We start from the raw sequence: 13937 nt of genomic DNA, 5'->3' as shown, positions 1-13937 counted from the left end.
ACCTCCCGTACCTGCGGTTGCGTCGGTTACTGCGTCGCTTTACGGTGCAGGAGGGCTTGACCAACGGAGAGGTGACGGGCATGTCAGGGGTCGGACGACGAACGTTTCTCAAGGCGGTGGGCGCGGCCGGCGCGGCCGGGTGGCTGGCCGCCTGCTCGTCCGGTGACGACGACGCGACGGGCGGCGCGGCCACCAGCGGCCCGCTGAGCGGCACCGCCACCTTCACCACGTGGGCCAACGCCCAGGAGGAGGCGGCCTTCAAGAAGCTCGCGGCCGACTTCAAGGCGGCCCGCGGCGCCGACATCAAGATCGAGGTCCTGCCGTACGACCAGATCCGCACGGTGGTCGACCGGCGCCTGCAGGCCAACCAGGCGCCCGACCTGTTCCGCGTCTCGTACACCGACGTCGGCAGCTACGCCGAGAACGGCGCCCTGGCCGACCTCAGCGACTACCTCGGCGACTCGTTCGGCGACGCCTTCCTGCCGGCCCTGTGGTCGGCCGTGCAGTCCGACGGCAAGCCGTTCGGGGTGCCGCACCACACCGACACCTCGGCCCTGGTCTACAACAAGGCGCACTTCGCCAAGGCGGGCATCACGTCCGTGCCGGCCGCGCTCGACCAGGCGTGGACGTGGGAGCAGTTCACCGACGTGCTGCGCAAGCTCAAGGCGGCCAACCCGGGCGTCTCGCCGTTCGCCTTCAACTACCAGCTGTACGGCGCGTACCGCTGGTTCAACACCCTGTATCAGGCCGGCGGCGCCCTGCTCGACGAGTCGCTGGAGAACCCGGCCCTCGACTCGCCGCAGACCCGCAAGGCGCTCGAGTTCACCCGCAGCCTCTACACCGAGGGCCTGCACGCGCCGAGCGTCCTGGTCAAGCGCCCGACGTACCCGGACGAGATCTTCCCGACCCAGAAGATCTCGATGATCCAGGCCGGTGACTTCCTCATCCCCTCGATCGACGCGGCCGTCAAGGACAAGTTCGAGTGGGGCGTCACCTATCTGATGCGTGACGCCGGCGCGGCGACCGACCTCGGCGGCAACGCGGTCGTGGTCACCGACGGCGCCAAGAACCCGGACGTGGCGGCCGAGTTCGCCAAGTTCCTGGTGACGAAAGAGAACATGCAGACCTTCTGCGAGAAGACCACCGTGCTGCCGGTCCGGCAGGACCTGGCCAGCGCGAAACTGGCGTACGCGGCCCGGCCCGACCTCATGCCGGTGTTCCAGCAGCAGGCCACCACCATGCCCGAGGGGCTGGTCAAGGCGGCCACCTCGCCGGCGTTCGCGGGCATCAACCAGGCGCTGGTCGACACCATGGACCAGTACCTGTCCAACCCGTCGGCGAACACCGACGACACCGTCCGGGCGCTGACCGCCGGCGTCCAGAAGGCTCTGAAGGGTTGAGCACGGCCCGTGCCGCGGGGCGGCGGGCCGAGGCGTGGGCCGGCGTCGTGCTCACCAGCCCGGCGCTGCTCGTGTTCACCGTCTTCATGTTCGTGCCGATCGCGCTGACGTTCTGGTACAGCCTGCACCGCTACAGCGGGTTCGGCCGGATGCGCTGGCTGGGCCTGGAGAACTACCGCACGATCGCCGGTGACCCCACGTTCTGGACCGCGCTGCGCAACACCGTCCTCTTCACGGTGGTGTCGGTGCCGCTCAGCGTGGCCCTCGGTCTCGGCGCGGCCCTGCTGCTCAACCGCTGGCTGCCCGCCCGGGGCCTGTTCCGGGCGCTGGTCTACGTGCCGGTGGTCATCTCCGGGGTGGCGGCCGGCGTCATCTTCCTGCGGCTGTTCGACCCGGTCACCGGCATCGTCAACCAGCTGCTGACCCAGATCGGGCTGCCGGAGGTCAACTGGCAGGGCAGCGGGGCGGCGGCCATGCTGTCGGTCATCGCGGTGACCACCTGGCAGGGCATCGGGTTCGGCATGGTCGTCTATCTGGCCGGCCTGCAGGGCATCCCGCGCGAGATCTACGAAGCGGCGGCGGTGGACGGGGCGGCGGGCTGGCGCCGGTTCCGGCGGATCACCTGGCCGCTGCTCGCGCCCACGACGTTCTTCCTGCTCGTGTACTCGATCATCACGAGCTTCCAGGTGTTCGACGTGGTCTACGTGCTCACCCGGGGCGGGCCGGGCACCTCGACCACGTTCCTCGTGCAGTACGCGTACGACCAGGGCTTCAACCAGCGGCGGCAGGGCTACGCGGCGGCCATCGGCATGATTCTGTACGTCATCGTCCTGGCTCTCACGGTCGTCCAGTGGCGGCTGCAACGACGAAGGGACGAGGCCGTATGACCACCGTCGCCGCCCCGCCCGGGCGGGTCACCGAAGAACCGGAAACCGTTTCCCGTACGCCGTCCCGCGCGCGCCGTTATCGGCTGGCCCTGGCCGTCGTCGGCGTCCTGATCCTGATGTTCCCGATCTACTGGATGCTGCGCGTCTCGGTGGCCAGCACCGACGAGCTGACGACGCTGCCGGTGTCGCTGTGGCCGCAAGCCTGGCACCTCGAGAACTTCGTCGAGCCGTGGCGGCAGTACCCCTTCCTGCGCTGGCTCGGCAACTCCGTCGTCATCGCCGTCGTTTCCGTTATCGCCACCGTCGGCATCAATCTGTGCGCCGGTTACGCCTTCGCGAAACTGCGCTTCCCCGGCCGCAATCTGCTGTTCCTGCTCATCATCAGCACCCTCATGGTGCCCATCCAGGTCATCATGGTGCCGCAGTTCCAGCTGGTCATCGACCTCAACCTGCTGAACAGCCTGGGCGGGGTGATCCTGCCCCGGCTGGCCGAGGCGTTCGGGCTCTTCATGGCCCGGCAGTTCTTCCTGTCGATCCCGGATGAACTGCTCGAGGCGGCCCGCTGCGACGGCGCCGGCCATCTGCGTACGTTCCGGTCGGTCGTTCTGCCTTTGTCGGGGCCTCTGATCGCGGTGCTCGTCATCTTCACGTTCATGTGGCGGTGGAACGAGTTCGTGTGGCCGCTGATCGTGCTCACCGACAGCGACTCGTACACGCTGCCGGTGGGTCTGCAGTTCCTGATCCAGCAGTTCGGCAACAACTTCGGCCCGCTGCTGGCCATGTCGTTCCTGTCGATCCTGCCCATGCTGGTCGTCTTCGGCGTCTTCCAGCGCTATTTCGTCGAGGGCATCGCCCGCACCGGAATCCGTTAGAGCGACACGGAATGACGGGGCGGCTCACGATAGAGCGGGTAGAGCGGGCCGACGATTTCGTCGGCCCGCGCGAAGGAGTACCAGACCGGCCCGCCCAGCCGCTCCTCCGCCTCGGGCGTCAGCAGCACGCGGGCGGTGTGCGTGCCCGAGGGCTTGTCCTGCACGCGCACCAGGCCGAGGTCGCCGGCGAGGGCCTCGCGCACGCCGAGCTCGCCGATCCGCCCGTACGACAGGGTCTCCACCTCGAGGCCGGCCACGACCACCTTGACCGCGACCAGCCCGTCGACCTCTTTGCGGGCCACCAGCACGTCGTGGCCCTCGAGCGCCGGCGTCTCGACCGCGATGTCCGTGTAGGCAACGGTGCGCGATTCGTCCGGCGCGGTGAGATCCCGCAGTTTCTCTTGCGGCAGGCTTCCCCAGGCCACCATTTCCTCGTACGCCCGGGTCTCGCCGTGACCGATCGGGCCCAGCCTTTCCCAGTACGCCTCGGGAGCGACCGCCCGGACGGCGTCCCGGTCGCCGAAGAAGAACGTCTTGCGCACCCGCGAGTTGGCGTATTCGAGCAGCGCCTTGGTCAGGCTCTGCTCGGCCGACGGGTGCGCCGCCTCGCCGCCCGCCGTCACCTGGATCGCCGCGCCCGGCGCCGGATCGACCCCCATGGCATAGGTCGAGACCACGCCGAGGTCGGTCGCCGCGTGCTTGAGCACCGGCCGGATCCCCTGCGCGGCCAGCCGATCGGCCAGCGCCCGCACCGAGGGCGGCACGGTCTCGAGGTCGATGACCGGCGAGCGGCGGTCGAGGGTCCGGAAACGCAGCCCGTTCGTGTGCCGCTGCAGCAGCTCCAGCAGCCCGTGGTTGAAGGCCTGGTCGTCGTCGAGCCCGGCCCCGCGCCCGTTGGAGATGGGCGTGATCAGCCGCTGCGGCCCGCGCACCTCGCCGAGGCCGCTGCCCACGAAATCCTCGGGCACCAGCACGGTCTCGCCGGTCGCGCGGCGGGTCATCGGCAGCCACACCAGCGGCATCGACGCGTCGTAGGGCGAGCCGGCCGGCAACCCGAGCGTGCGCGGGTCGGCCACCCGGTCCCGGCCTTCGGCGGCCACCATTTCCGCGTACGAACCAAAGCGAGCAGATTCCTGCCGGTCGGCCAGATCGAGCGCGCTCATGACGTTCTCGGCCAGCTCACCCAGCCCGCTGACCTCAGCCGCCTCGGCTGTCGCGCCGTAGCCGTTGCCGTGGTGCCGGAACCGCCCGTCCACGGCCAGCGACACGCTCGTGACCGGGATGCCGAGCCGGTCGAGGGCGGAGATGTCGAAGTCCACGACCTCGCCGAAGCGCGACAGGACCGTACGGTAATGGCTGATCACACCGGCGAGAGACACGAACCCCACCCTACGGAAGGAGAACGCGACGTGCCGAGCGAGCAGAGCCATCTCAAACGCATGATCCTCAGCCAGTCGGTCGAGGGCACGGCCATCCCGATGGTGCTGTTCAGCGACGACACCCTGGCTCAGGGCGACGCGAGCGCCGACCAGCCGGAGGTTGTCGCGAGCGCCGCCGCCGGTCTGGGCGTCGACCCGGACGCGCTGGAGTTGTTCTCGTACGACGCCTACCGGCTGCAGTCGGCGCTGGGCGAGGGGCTGGCCCCGTGAACAAGTGGACGCCCGGGCACAGCGCCGCCCTCATGCGCTCGCCGATCGTGGCTTTGAACTTCCACGAGATCGCGGCCGAGCACCGCGACTCGGTGCGCCGCAGCCTGCGCCACGTGGCCGGGATGGGCCCGCGGTTCGATCCCGACGAGCCGGCGCCCGCCGACGGGCCACGGGTGTTCGTGGCCTTCTACGACGGGATGCGCGACGCCGCCTTCTTCGGGGCCGAGGAGTGCGAGCGGCTCGGGATCAAGGCGTACTTCTTCCCGCTGTTCCAGCACTACGACCCGCACCTGGCCAACGTGACCGACGACGAGTGGCGCCAGATCGCGGCCGTGCACGAGATCGGCTTCCACACCGCCACGCACGCCACGGTCGCCGAGGTCACGCCGCTGACCGTGGAGCGCGAGGTGGTCGAGCCGATCGCCCGGATCGAGGCGATCACCGGCGTCCGGCCGCGGATCGGGGCGTGGAAGGGCGGCACCCGCTTCGACGCCGACCAGCTGGGCAACCGGACCGCGCGCGAGCACGGCATCCGCCATCTGGTCTCGAACTGGTCGATCGAGCGGATTCCCTAGTTTCAGGCGGTCCGGAACGGGTCGCGGGTTTCAGGCGGTCCAGAACGGGTCGCGGCCGATGAAGCCCAGCAGGCGGGTCTGGGCGTCGGCGCCGGCCGGCACGGGCACCCGGGGACCGTACTGGCCGGAATTGCGAATCAGCTCCTCCATGGGTTCCATGCCGGTGATGAGCAGCGCCGAGTAGTCGGCGTCGAGCCGGTCGTCCTGGCCGGTGGCGCGGGCCAGGTCCCACGTGTGCATGAAGACGTCGGTCGTGTAGAACTGGTCGATCGCCCGGTCCAGCGGCAGGTCGCCGGTGTGCGGGTTCGAGAACGTCCGCCCGGCGGTGGCCGGGTCGTCCAGCACGGCCTGCACGCCGTCGGCCTGGGCCTGCCAGGCGGCGACCGGGTCGTCGTCCACGCCCGGCCCGCGCGGCAGGTCGATGCCCGAGCCGCCGGCCAGGAACCCGGGGAACCACTCCACGAGGTGGCGCACCACGTCCCGGGCCGTCCAGCCGTCCACCGGGGCCGGGGCGTCCCACGCCTTGGCCGCGCGGACCCGGTCGGTGAACGTGCCCGCGATGGCGCGGTGCCGGTCGGCGGCGCTCAGTTCAGCCAGCGTCATTGCTCAGCATCCTCTCCAGCTTGTTGTACCCGTCCCGCAGACCCACTTCCATGCCGCTCTTCAGCCAGCCGTCGCGGGTCTCGAAGCTGTCCACCAATGACTGCGTCCGCAGCCGGGTGCGCCCGTCGCCGAGGTCGTCGAACCACAGGGTGCTCAGCCCCACCTGGTCGGGGTCACCCTCGTACGTGAAGGTCTGGACCAGCCGATCGGGCCGGATCGAGTGGAACGAGCCGTAGAAGGCGTACACCTCGTCGCCCCGGACCGAGAGATAGCGGAAACTTCCCCCGGTACGGGCGTCCCAGTGCTCGATCTTCGTCTGCAGGCTGTCCGGGCCGATCCACCGGGCGAACAGCTCCGGATCGGTGTGCGCCCGCAGCAGCTTGGCCGGGCTGGCCCGGAACTCGCGCGTGATCCGGATGATCGGCAGGTCCGGATCCGCCTCGACGTGCGTCATGCCTCGGGCTCCTCGTCGTCCAACTCGGCCAGCACCCGGTCGAGGCGCTGGTACCGCTGTTCGGCCCGGCGCCGGTACTGCTCGATCCACTCGTCCATCACGTTCAGCGGGCCGGTCTCGAGCCGCACCGAACGCGGTTGCGGCCCGGGCGGACGGCTCACGACACCCGCCTCCTCCAGCACCCGCAGATGTTTGTAGACGGCCTGCAGGCTCATCGCGTACGGCTCGGCCAGCTGGTTGACCGTCGCGTCCCCCACCGACAGCCGGGCCACGATGTCGCGCCGGGTCGGATCGGCGAGCGCCGCGAACGTGCGCGACAAAGTGTCGGCGGTCATCGCCAGCCTTTCAACTATGTGGTTGAAAGACAAGCTAGCCGCCCCGCCTTCCCCGGTCAAGAGACCCGTCGCCGTCCCTCTTTCGGGGCAGGAAGTTGCGGACGGGGACACACACGCCGATCCTGGCTGGATCGGCGTGGATCGGCGGTCGGGTCATGAACTGCGGTGAGGTGGTGCGGCCGCCGGCCGGCAGTCCGCCCGAGCACTACGCCCTCGTCGTCGACGACGAACACACCATCGAGCGCGTCCTCGTACCGCAGCTGCGGCGGACGATCGCCGCCCGCGAGACCATCCTGATGGTCGTCGGCGAGCAGACCGCCGCGGTCGTCCGCGCCGGCCTGGGCCATGCCGCCGACGGACTGCTCTGGGCCCCGACCGACCGCTTCTACCAGCGGCTCGGCTTCACCTACGCCCGATTCCTGAGGTACTTGCGGGACCAGCACTCAGGGCTGCGACGAGTCCATCTCGTCACCGAACCCGACCTGGTGCAGGCCCCCGGGACACCGGTCGACCGGGCCGCCGCCTACCTGAGCTACGAAGCAATGGCCAACCGTGTCTTCGCCGGCTACGGCTGCCCGATCACCTGCATCTGGCACAGCGGCCGGCTGAGGGCCCCGGTCACCGACCAGATCCGCGAGGTTCACCCACGGGAATGGACCGCGGCCGGCGCCGCCGGCAATCCCGGGTTCGTCCGGCCGGACGAATTCCTCGAACGGTCGGCCCAGCGCCCCATGACGGCCGCTCCCCCGGTCACCGACATCGACATCACCGTGCGGCACGTCCACGAGATCGCCGCCGGCCGCGCCGCCGTCGCCCGGTGGGCGGCCGGGCACCACTTCGTCCCGACCGCCGTCGGGCAGATCGTCGCGGCCGCCGGCGAAGTGATCACCAACGGCGTGCGGCACGGCCGGCCGCCGGTCCGGATCCGCGCCTGGAACCACGACACCACGCTGGTCCTGCACGTCGACGACCACGGCGGCCGGCCGATCCCGCCCGAAGCCGGGTACCGCCCACCGGCCACGCCCGCCGGCCCCACCGGCCTGTGGGTGGCCCGCCAGCTCGCCGACGTGCTGCTCACCGGCACGGGCGGCGGCCGTACCGCCGTGCGCATGTACTTCCCCTACGCAGTGACTCACCGCCACCTGGACGTCCCCCACATCACGTGAGCGGACACCGCTCACCGGCCGTCGGACGACGGCGACCCGGATCCTCTTCCAGCTGCGCCGTCGAACGGCCGGCGCCCCCCGCCGGGGCGCCGGAACGTCGTGCGCCGGTCAGCGGGCCCGGCGGTCGGTGCCGTCCGTGCCCTCGAACTCGATCTCCTCCTTGCGCACCTCACCGCTGACGGTCTGCTGGTCGGTCACGGTGTGCTTGTCGAGCCGCACCCGCTCGACCGGGACGGCTTCGGTCTCCACCACGGGACGCTCGGCGTGCAGCGTGACCTCGTGCTCCTCCTCGGAGATGGTGGGACCGTCCATCGCCCGGCCGATGGTGGCGTCGGTGATCGGCTCGCGGTGCAGGGTCGCCTCCTCCCGGGCGACGGGCACGTCGACCTGCTGCTGCTCCGTGACGACGTACTTGCGCAGCCGAGCCTGACCCGCCCGCTCGGTACGGGTGCCGGCGACCAGACGCTCCTCGGAGCGTGTCATCGCCTCGTCCGTGTCCGGGCCCGAGGTGTCGCCCCGGTCGTCGGACGACGTGCCGCGCACACCCTCGCGGCCGCTGTCCCGGCCGGCGACCCCGCCGCCGGAGGGGGACACACCGTAGTAGTGATAGAGCTCCTGCTCCTCAGACGGGCTCAGCTCGCCGTCGCTGTCGATCCGCGGAGCGTCCTTGATCTGGTCCTTGCCGTACTGCACCTCGACGCGGTCACCACTGACGGCAGCCCCTTCCAGCGGCACGAGGGACTCCTTCAACCCGAACAGGCCGGTCTTGACGGAGACCCACTCGGGAGCCCCGCTCTCGTTGTCGAGATACACCTGTCCGGCCGAGCCGATCTTGTCGCCGTCGCTCGAATAGACGTCGGCGCCGACGACTCGCTGAATCTCATTCTGGGTGATCATGGAATTCCTTCCGCAGGGGAGATCGTCCGGCTGTTCGGCCGGATGACGAAGGGCTGATCAAAGGCACGGAATCGGATCCGAGTGCCCGGAAAGCGCTCGCGGGAACTGCCGTATTCGCGGACGTCCGCGTCGACGGCAACAGTCGCTCCTACCGGCCGTGCAGTGCCCGTCGACAGGTCGTTGAAACGGGAACTCCCCCGGACGGCACATCCGCTGCCCGCCCCGGCCCGCGCTTTCGGCGCGGCCGTCGATATGGATGGGCAACCGGCGTTTATCGGTTAAACGGGCGGGCATCCCCGGGCTACGCGGCTGACCGAAGTCGATGCAGCGACCGAGTCGGAGATTGCCATGAGTTCATCGCCTGATCGAAAAGACGCAATTTCGCCGACCTCCACCTCGGACGGTTCCGGCGCCCGGCCGGCCGGCGCGCACGCGGCCGGCACCTCCGCCCCGTCGCAGCGGAGCGGCGCGACCGTCGCCCCGACCGATCGGCGTGAGGTCGTGGCCCGCCAGAAGGACCGCTACGGCGGCATCAAATGGGGCTCGGCGTTCTTCGGCTGGCTGACCGCGACCGGCACCGCCGTCATCCTCACCGCCCTGCTAGTCGCGGCCGGCGCCACAGTGGGCATCGCCACCGACGCCGACGCCGGCGACGCGCGGGACAACGCGGCGACGATCGGACTCGCCGGCGGCCTCACCCTGCTGGCCGTGATCCTGGTGGCCTACTTCTGCGGCGGCTACGTCGCCGGCCGCATGGCCCGGTTCAGCGGCGTCAAGCAGGGCATCGCCGTGTGGATCTGGGCGATCGTGATCGTCGCGGCCGTCGCCGCCGCGGGCGCCGCCCTGGGCGACAAGTACGACCTTCTCGACCGGGTGGGTGGCTTCCCGCGCCTGCCGATCGGCGGTGACAACGTCACCACCGGCAGCATCGTCGCCGTCGTCATCGCCCTGGTCGCCGCCCTGATCGGTGCCGTTCTCGGCGGCCTGGCCGGCATGCGGTACCACCGCAAGGTCGACGAGGCCGGTCTCGGACGCTGACCGCCGCACCCGCCCGAGGAGGATTTCATGATCAATCGCGACTCTGTGCGCGACGTGTACGGCACCGACGTCTACAGCACCGACGGCGACAAAATCGGCTCGGCCGGCCAGGTGTACCTCGACAACGACACCGGCGAAGCCGCCTGGGTGGCGGTGCGCACCGGCCTGTTCGGCAAGAAGGAGTCCTTCGTGCCGATCCAGGACGCCACACTCGACGGCGACCGCCTCGAGGTGCCCTTCAGCAAGGACAAGGTCAAGCACGCCCCCCGCGTCGACCACGACCGTGAGCTCAGCCCGGACGACGAGGACGAGCTGTACCGCTACTACGATTCCGGGCCGGACCACGCCGAACGCCAGGACAGCGACGAAGCCGCGGGCCGGGACACGCCCGGCGGCGAAGGCGACGACGCCATGACCCGGTCGGAGGAACGACTCGTTCCCGGCACCCGCACCGAGCAGACGGGCAAGGCGCGACTCCGCAAGTACACCGTCACCGAGGAACGACAGGTGAGCGTGCCGGTCACCCGCGAAGAGGTGCGGCTGGAGCAGGAGCCCGCCACCGGCGCCGCCGTGCCCGCCCACCGCGCCGAGGAGGGCACGGCCGTCCGCGGTGACGCCCCCGAGGCCGAGACGACGTTGTGGGCGGAACAACCTGTCGTCACCACCGAGGCTGTGCCCGTGGAGCGGGTGCGCCTGCGGAAAGAGACCGTCGCGGGAACGGAGACCGTCAGCGGCGAGGTCCGCAAGGAACGGATCGAGCTGGAACAGGACGGCGAGCACAATGGCGGCGACGACCACCGGCCACGTTGACCGGAATCCTGCTCGTCCCGCCCATCCGAGGTCAGTCGCAGTGGCAGGCCCACTTCACCGGCTTGCTCGATCGGCTGGGCCGGCGTCAGCGGTTGACGTAGGCGGCCAGACCGCCAAGCTCCTCGCTGGCGATGAACACCGACCGCACGGTGATGATGGCTTCCTCGACGTGGGCCGGGCAGCCCCAGGCGGCGTCGCCCCACGAATCGGCGATCTTGAGTTCGGCCGGTTCGGCACATCCGGCCTGTCCGCCGAGCTGGCAGAGGTACGGGCGCGGAGCGGCGGCCTGGGCGGCCGCGGCGGCGCGCACCCGGGCGGTCAGCTCGGCCGAGGCGGCAGCCCGTTGCTCGGCTTCGGCGCGTAGCTTGCGCTCGGCCCGGACCGCCGCGGCCAGGGCGTCGTTGGCTTCCTGGGCCCGGGCTTCGGCGGCGGCCCGCGCCTGCTCGATGTGGTGACGTTCGATGGCCAGCGCCGCCACGCCGGCGAAGACCCGGGTCAGGGCGAGGTCGGCGTCCTGCGGGACGCTGGGAGTGCGGTGGTACACGGCGAACGTGCCCAGCAGGCTGCCGTCGCGGGCCAGGATCGGCGTGGACCAGCACGCCGCCACGCCGGCCCGCCCGGCGAGGTCGCGGAAGTCGGCCCAGAACGGGTCGGTGGCGATGTCGGTGACGATGACCGGCTCCCGGCGGTGGGCGGCCGTGCCGCAGGAGCCGACACCTTCACCGGTGGCTATCCCGTCGATCGCCTCGTTGTAGAACTCCGGCAGACTCGGCGCGGCCCCGTGCCGCAGATGCCGGCCGTCGGCGTCGGCCAGCAGCACCGAGACGAGCACCTCCTGCGGCACCAGGTGCTCGATGCAGCGGGCCATGCCGTCGAGCACCTCGGCCAGCGGCGCCTGCCGGATGATCTGCTCCAGCAGGGCACGGTGCTCGGCCATCAACCGCTGGGCCTGCTTGGCCTGGGTCGTCTCCACGCCGATGACCCGGACGCCGGTCACGGCGCCGCCGGCGGCTCGCCTCGGCTCGTACGTGAAGTCGAAGAACGCCTGCCGCGCGGACCGGCCGGTGCCCAGCCGGACCTCGACGTCACGGCCGGCATAAGGCTCACCGGTCCGGTAGACCTGATCCAGCAGAGCGGTGAAACCTTGGCCGGCCAGTTCGGGCATCAGTTCCTCGAGGGCGACACCGGTGCGGGCCCGGTCCTCGCCGATCGTGGCGAAGAACGCCGCATTAGCCGACTCCACCACGTGGGCCGGCCCCGACAGCAGAGCGAATACGGCCGCGGACCGGCCGAACAGCGCCCGCAGATCGTCCTCGGCCGGCTGCTCGGCGACCGCCGGACCGGCAGCGGCCGGCTCCGGGCCTGGTCTCGCTGTCATCTCCACGTCCACCTCTCCGCTGCGGATGCCGGCTCGGCCGCGGCGTGTTCAGCGCCGCGGCTCAACCGGCGACGCTGAACATTGCCACAGGACGGAGTCATCGACGGTCGCGGCCCTCGGGGCCCTCGAACTCGATCTGCTCCTTGCGGACCTCGCCGCTGATCGTCTCCTCGTCGCGGACCGTCTCCTTGCCCAGGCGCACCCGCTCGACCGGCACGGTCTCGGTCTCCACGACCGGCCGCTCGGCGTGCAGGGTCACCTCGTGCTCGGACTCGGTCATCGCCGGGCCGTCGTAGGCGCCGCCCACGTTGGCGTCGGTGATCGGCTCCCGCTCCAGGCGCACCTCTTCGCGGGTCACCGGCACGCGGACCTGCTGCTCCTCGGTGACCACGTACTTGCGCAGCCGCGCCTTGCCGGCCTGCTCGGTACGGGTGCCGGCGACCAGGTGTTCCTCGGAGCGCGTCATGGCGTCGTCGCCGGAGGTCGTGGCGTGGCGGCCCTGCGCGCCGTCCGCCTCCGCGTACGAGTCGGACCGGTAGTCGTCGCCGGACGAGGTCAGGTTGTAGAACGAGTAGAGCTCGCCCTCCTCGGCCTGCGACAACGGCCCGTCGGCGTCGACCCGGGGAGCGTCCTTGACCCGCTCCTTGGCGTACGCGACGACCACCCTGTCCCCGGTGACGTCGGCTCCGCGCAACGGGATGAAGGTCTCTTTGGCGCCGAACAGGCCTGTCCTGACCGTCACCCACTCGGGGTCGCCGCTCTCGGCGTCCAGGTAGACCTGACCGACCGAGCCGATCTTCTCACCGTCGGTGTCGTACACGTCGGCGTCGTCGAGGCGGCTGATGTCATTCTGCGTGATCATGGCTGATCCTTCCGGGGGAAATGGCGATCAGGGAACAGCGGCGCGGAAATCCGATCGACTTCCGCGCGTTCCTCCGATCGCTTGACGCCCTGGGATTGCCCTCCCGTTTACGACATAAACAGGCGACCCGCGTCGATGATCATCCTCACTTGTCGGCGGTCAGGCGAGGCGGCCGGCGGCGCCGCGGAAGAAGCAGCGCGACCCGGTCGAGCAGAGCCTCGAGGGCCTCCTCGAAGTCCTCGGCGGCCACGTCGACGGACAGATGCGGCTCGAGTCGCTGCAACAGCGGATAGCCGCTGAGATCCTCGATCGGCGACACGTCGGGCTCCTCGACCGGGCCGGTCTCCACGCCGCGGGCCGACACCTCGAGCAGCAGGTAGCCGAGCAGGAAGCTGCTGAAGGCCCGGTACACGGCGGCGGCGTTCTCGTCGGAGAACCCGGCCTCGGTCATCACCTCGAGCAGCGACTCGATCCAGCGCAGGCTGCGCAGCGGGGGACGAACCCACGGCGCCGCCGGCGGACGGGTCGCCACCAGCGGAAACGCCTCCGGGTGGGCCAGGGCGATGCGGCGCAGGCCGTGCGCCAGGCGCTGCAGATAGTCCACCCAGCCGGCGTGGGCCTCGAGGTGCACGTGCGGATCCCCGAACAACTCGTCCACGACGGACTCGACGACACCGTCCAGCAGCGCCTCCCGGCCCGGGACGTACCGGTACAGGGCCATGCCCTCGACCCCGAGATAGGCGCCCAGCCGCTGCATGGTCAGCATGCGCAGGCCGTTCTCGTCGATGAAACGGACCGCGGCCTCGATGATGCGCTGCCGGTCCAGACCGCTCCGGCCGGGTTGGGGCGCGCCTGCCGGGACGGCCGCCGGGGCTTCGCCGGGAGTGTCGGGGTCCACCATCACGCCTCCAGGGCCGGCTGCGGGCCGTCACGTACCGCACAAGCCTCCCACAGGGCACAGCACGGCGGTCAGGGGTTCGCCCGCCGCACCCCGGGCGTGGACGTGAAACC

Annotated in this window: 16 protein-coding genes; 8 read left to right on the top strand and 8 right to left on the bottom strand. The window is 70.7% G+C overall.

The window, feature by feature from the left end:
* Window positions 1–80 precede the first annotated feature (80 nt).
* Genes OWR29_RS01005 through OWR29_RS00995 form a run of 3 tightly spaced genes read left to right on the top strand, consistent with a single transcriptional unit; the run spans window position 81 to window position 3159 of the window.
* A complete protein-coding gene (locus OWR29_RS01005) occupies window positions 81–1400 on the top strand; it encodes an ABC transporter substrate-binding protein (protein WP_267560311.1) in 1320 nt (439 codons plus the stop codon).
* The gene (locus tag OWR29_RS01000; RefSeq protein WP_267560310.1) at window positions 1397–2287 is read left to right on the top strand and encodes a carbohydrate ABC transporter permease; all 891 of its coding nucleotides are present in this window, start codon (window positions 1397–1399) and stop codon (window positions 2285–2287) included. Before OWR29_RS01005 ends, OWR29_RS01000 begins: the two co-directional genes overlap by 4 nt.
* Window positions 2284–3159 (top strand): carbohydrate ABC transporter permease, encoded by an 876-nt coding sequence (locus OWR29_RS00995; RefSeq protein ID WP_267560309.1) that lies wholly within the window; start codon window positions 2284–2286, stop codon window positions 3157–3159. Before OWR29_RS01000 ends, OWR29_RS00995 begins: the two co-directional genes overlap by 4 nt.
* Here the strand turns inward: OWR29_RS00995 and OWR29_RS00990 are convergent.
* On the bottom strand, window positions 3156–4538 hold the full coding sequence (locus OWR29_RS00990; RefSeq protein ID WP_267560307.1) for a YcaO-like family protein: 1383 nt from the start codon (window positions 4536–4538) through the stop codon (window positions 3156–3158). The genes OWR29_RS00995 and OWR29_RS00990 overlap by 4 nt on opposite strands.
* 30 nt (window positions 4539–4568) lie before the next feature.
* Here OWR29_RS00990 and OWR29_RS00985 point away from each other — a divergent pair, with 30 nt between their 5' ends.
* The gene (locus OWR29_RS00985; RefSeq protein WP_267560305.1) at window positions 4569–4808 is read left to right on the top strand and encodes a hypothetical protein; all 240 of its coding nucleotides are present in this window, start codon (window positions 4569–4571) and stop codon (window positions 4806–4808) included.
* Window positions 4805–5383, top strand: coding sequence for a polysaccharide deacetylase family protein (locus tag OWR29_RS00980; RefSeq protein ID WP_267560304.1), 579 nt, complete (start codon window positions 4805–4807; stop codon window positions 5381–5383). Before OWR29_RS00985 ends, OWR29_RS00980 begins: the two co-directional genes overlap by 4 nt.
* A gap of 30 nt (window positions 5384–5413) precedes the next feature.
* Here the strand turns inward: OWR29_RS00980 and OWR29_RS00975 are convergent, their stop codons facing one another.
* Genes OWR29_RS00975 through OWR29_RS00965 form a run of 3 tightly spaced genes read right to left on the bottom strand, consistent with a single transcriptional unit; the run spans window position 5414 to window position 6775 of the window.
* Window positions 5414–5986, bottom strand: coding sequence for a TIGR03086 family metal-binding protein (locus tag OWR29_RS00975; protein ID WP_267560303.1), 573 nt, complete (start codon window positions 5984–5986; stop codon window positions 5414–5416).
* Window positions 5973–6440 carry an SRPBCC family protein gene (locus OWR29_RS00970; RefSeq protein ID WP_267560302.1) on the bottom strand — a complete coding sequence of 156 codons (468 nt, stop codon included), beginning with the start codon at window positions 6438–6440 and terminating at the stop codon, window positions 5973–5975. The genes OWR29_RS00975 and OWR29_RS00970 overlap by 14 nt, the downstream gene beginning before the upstream one ends.
* Window positions 6437–6775 carry an ArsR/SmtB family transcription factor gene (locus OWR29_RS00965; protein WP_267560300.1) on the bottom strand — a complete coding sequence of 113 codons (339 nt, stop codon included), beginning with the start codon at window positions 6773–6775 and terminating at the stop codon, window positions 6437–6439. The genes OWR29_RS00970 and OWR29_RS00965 overlap by 4 nt, the downstream gene beginning before the upstream one ends.
* A gap of 155 nt (window positions 6776–6930) precedes the next feature.
* On the opposite strand from OWR29_RS00965, the gene OWR29_RS00960 reads away from it, so the two are divergent.
* Window positions 6931–7941, top strand: coding sequence for an ATP-binding protein (locus OWR29_RS00960; protein WP_267560298.1), 1011 nt, complete (start codon window positions 6931–6933; stop codon window positions 7939–7941).
* Window positions 7942–8049: 108 nt separating this feature from the next.
* On the opposite strand, the gene OWR29_RS00955 is transcribed toward OWR29_RS00960, so the two are convergent.
* A complete protein-coding gene (locus OWR29_RS00955) occupies window positions 8050–8838 on the bottom strand; it encodes a DUF2382 domain-containing protein (protein WP_267560297.1) in 789 nt (262 codons plus the stop codon).
* A gap of 348 nt (window positions 8839–9186) precedes the next feature.
* Between OWR29_RS00955 and OWR29_RS00950 the strand changes: the two genes are divergently transcribed.
* Both OWR29_RS00950 and OWR29_RS00945 read left to right on the top strand, forming a co-directional pair.
* On the top strand, window positions 9187–9876 hold the full coding sequence (locus tag OWR29_RS00950) for a hypothetical protein (RefSeq protein WP_267560296.1): 690 nt from the start codon (window positions 9187–9189) through the stop codon (window positions 9874–9876).
* A 27-nt stretch (window positions 9877–9903) separates the two neighbouring features.
* The gene (locus OWR29_RS00945; protein ID WP_267560295.1) at window positions 9904–10686 is read left to right on the top strand and encodes a DUF2382 domain-containing protein; all 783 of its coding nucleotides are present in this window, start codon (window positions 9904–9906) and stop codon (window positions 10684–10686) included.
* Window positions 10687–10771: 85 nt separating this feature from the next.
* Here OWR29_RS00945 and OWR29_RS00940 read toward each other — a convergent pair whose 3' ends face one another.
* The 3 genes from OWR29_RS00940 to OWR29_RS00930 form a co-directional block, all read right to left on the bottom strand.
* Complete coding sequence (locus OWR29_RS00940; RefSeq protein ID WP_267560294.1) at window positions 10772–12064, bottom strand: GAF domain-containing protein; 1293 nt, start codon at window positions 12062–12064, stop codon at window positions 10772–10774.
* A gap of 97 nt (window positions 12065–12161) precedes the next feature.
* Window positions 12162–12926, bottom strand: coding sequence for a DUF2382 domain-containing protein (locus OWR29_RS00935; protein ID WP_267560293.1), 765 nt, complete (start codon window positions 12924–12926; stop codon window positions 12162–12164).
* A 145-nt stretch (window positions 12927–13071) separates the two neighbouring features.
* Complete coding sequence (locus OWR29_RS00930) at window positions 13072–13827, bottom strand: TetR/AcrR family transcriptional regulator C-terminal domain-containing protein (RefSeq protein ID WP_267560292.1); 756 nt, start codon at window positions 13825–13827, stop codon at window positions 13072–13074.
* Between the last annotated feature and the right edge of the window lie 110 nt (window positions 13828–13937).

The organism is Paractinoplanes pyxinae, from assembly GCF_026626335.1.
Taxonomy (GTDB): domain Bacteria; phylum Actinomycetota; class Actinomycetes; order Mycobacteriales; family Micromonosporaceae; genus Actinoplanes; species Actinoplanes pyxinae.
The sequence above is the reverse complement of the archived record's forward strand: the minus strand, read 5'-3'. Positions and strand labels throughout refer to the sequence as shown.

What these genes read in the sequence shown, in the direction of transcription:
- OWR29_RS01005 (WP_267560311.1), top strand. Translation starts at nt 81, where the DNA reads ATGTCAGGGGTCGGACGACGAACGTTTCTCAAGGCGGTGGGCGCGGCC.
- OWR29_RS00995 (WP_267560309.1), top strand. Translation starts at nt 2,284, where the DNA reads ATGACCACCGTCGCCGCCCCGCCCGGGCGGGTCACCGAAGAACCGGAA.
- OWR29_RS00975 (WP_267560303.1), bottom strand. Translation starts at nt 5,986, where the DNA reads ATGACGCTGGCTGAACTGAGCGCCGCCGACCGGCACCGCGCCATCGCG.
- OWR29_RS00970 (WP_267560302.1), bottom strand. Translation starts at nt 6,440, where the DNA reads ATGACGCACGTCGAGGCGGATCCGGACCTGCCGATCATCCGGATCACG.
- OWR29_RS00965 (WP_267560300.1), bottom strand. Translation starts at nt 6,775, where the DNA reads ATGACCGCCGACACTTTGTCGCGCACGTTCGCGGCGCTCGCCGATCCG.
- OWR29_RS00960 (WP_267560298.1), top strand. Translation starts at nt 6,931, where the DNA reads ATGAACTGCGGTGAGGTGGTGCGGCCGCCGGCCGGCAGTCCGCCCGAG.
- OWR29_RS00955 (WP_267560297.1), bottom strand. Translation starts at nt 8,838, where the DNA reads ATGATCACCCAGAATGAGATTCAGCGAGTCGTCGGCGCCGACGTCTAT.
- OWR29_RS00950 (WP_267560296.1), top strand. Translation starts at nt 9,187, where the DNA reads ATGAGTTCATCGCCTGATCGAAAAGACGCAATTTCGCCGACCTCCACC.
- OWR29_RS00945 (WP_267560295.1), top strand. Translation starts at nt 9,904, where the DNA reads ATGATCAATCGCGACTCTGTGCGCGACGTGTACGGCACCGACGTCTAC.
- OWR29_RS00940 (WP_267560294.1), bottom strand. Translation starts at nt 12,064, where the DNA reads ATGACAGCGAGACCAGGCCCGGAGCCGGCCGCTGCCGGTCCGGCGGTC.
- OWR29_RS00935 (WP_267560293.1), bottom strand. Translation starts at nt 12,926, where the DNA reads ATGATCACGCAGAATGACATCAGCCGCCTCGACGACGCCGACGTGTAC.
- OWR29_RS00930 (WP_267560292.1), bottom strand. Translation starts at nt 13,827, where the DNA reads ATGGTGGACCCCGACACTCCCGGCGAAGCCCCGGCGGCCGTCCCGGCA.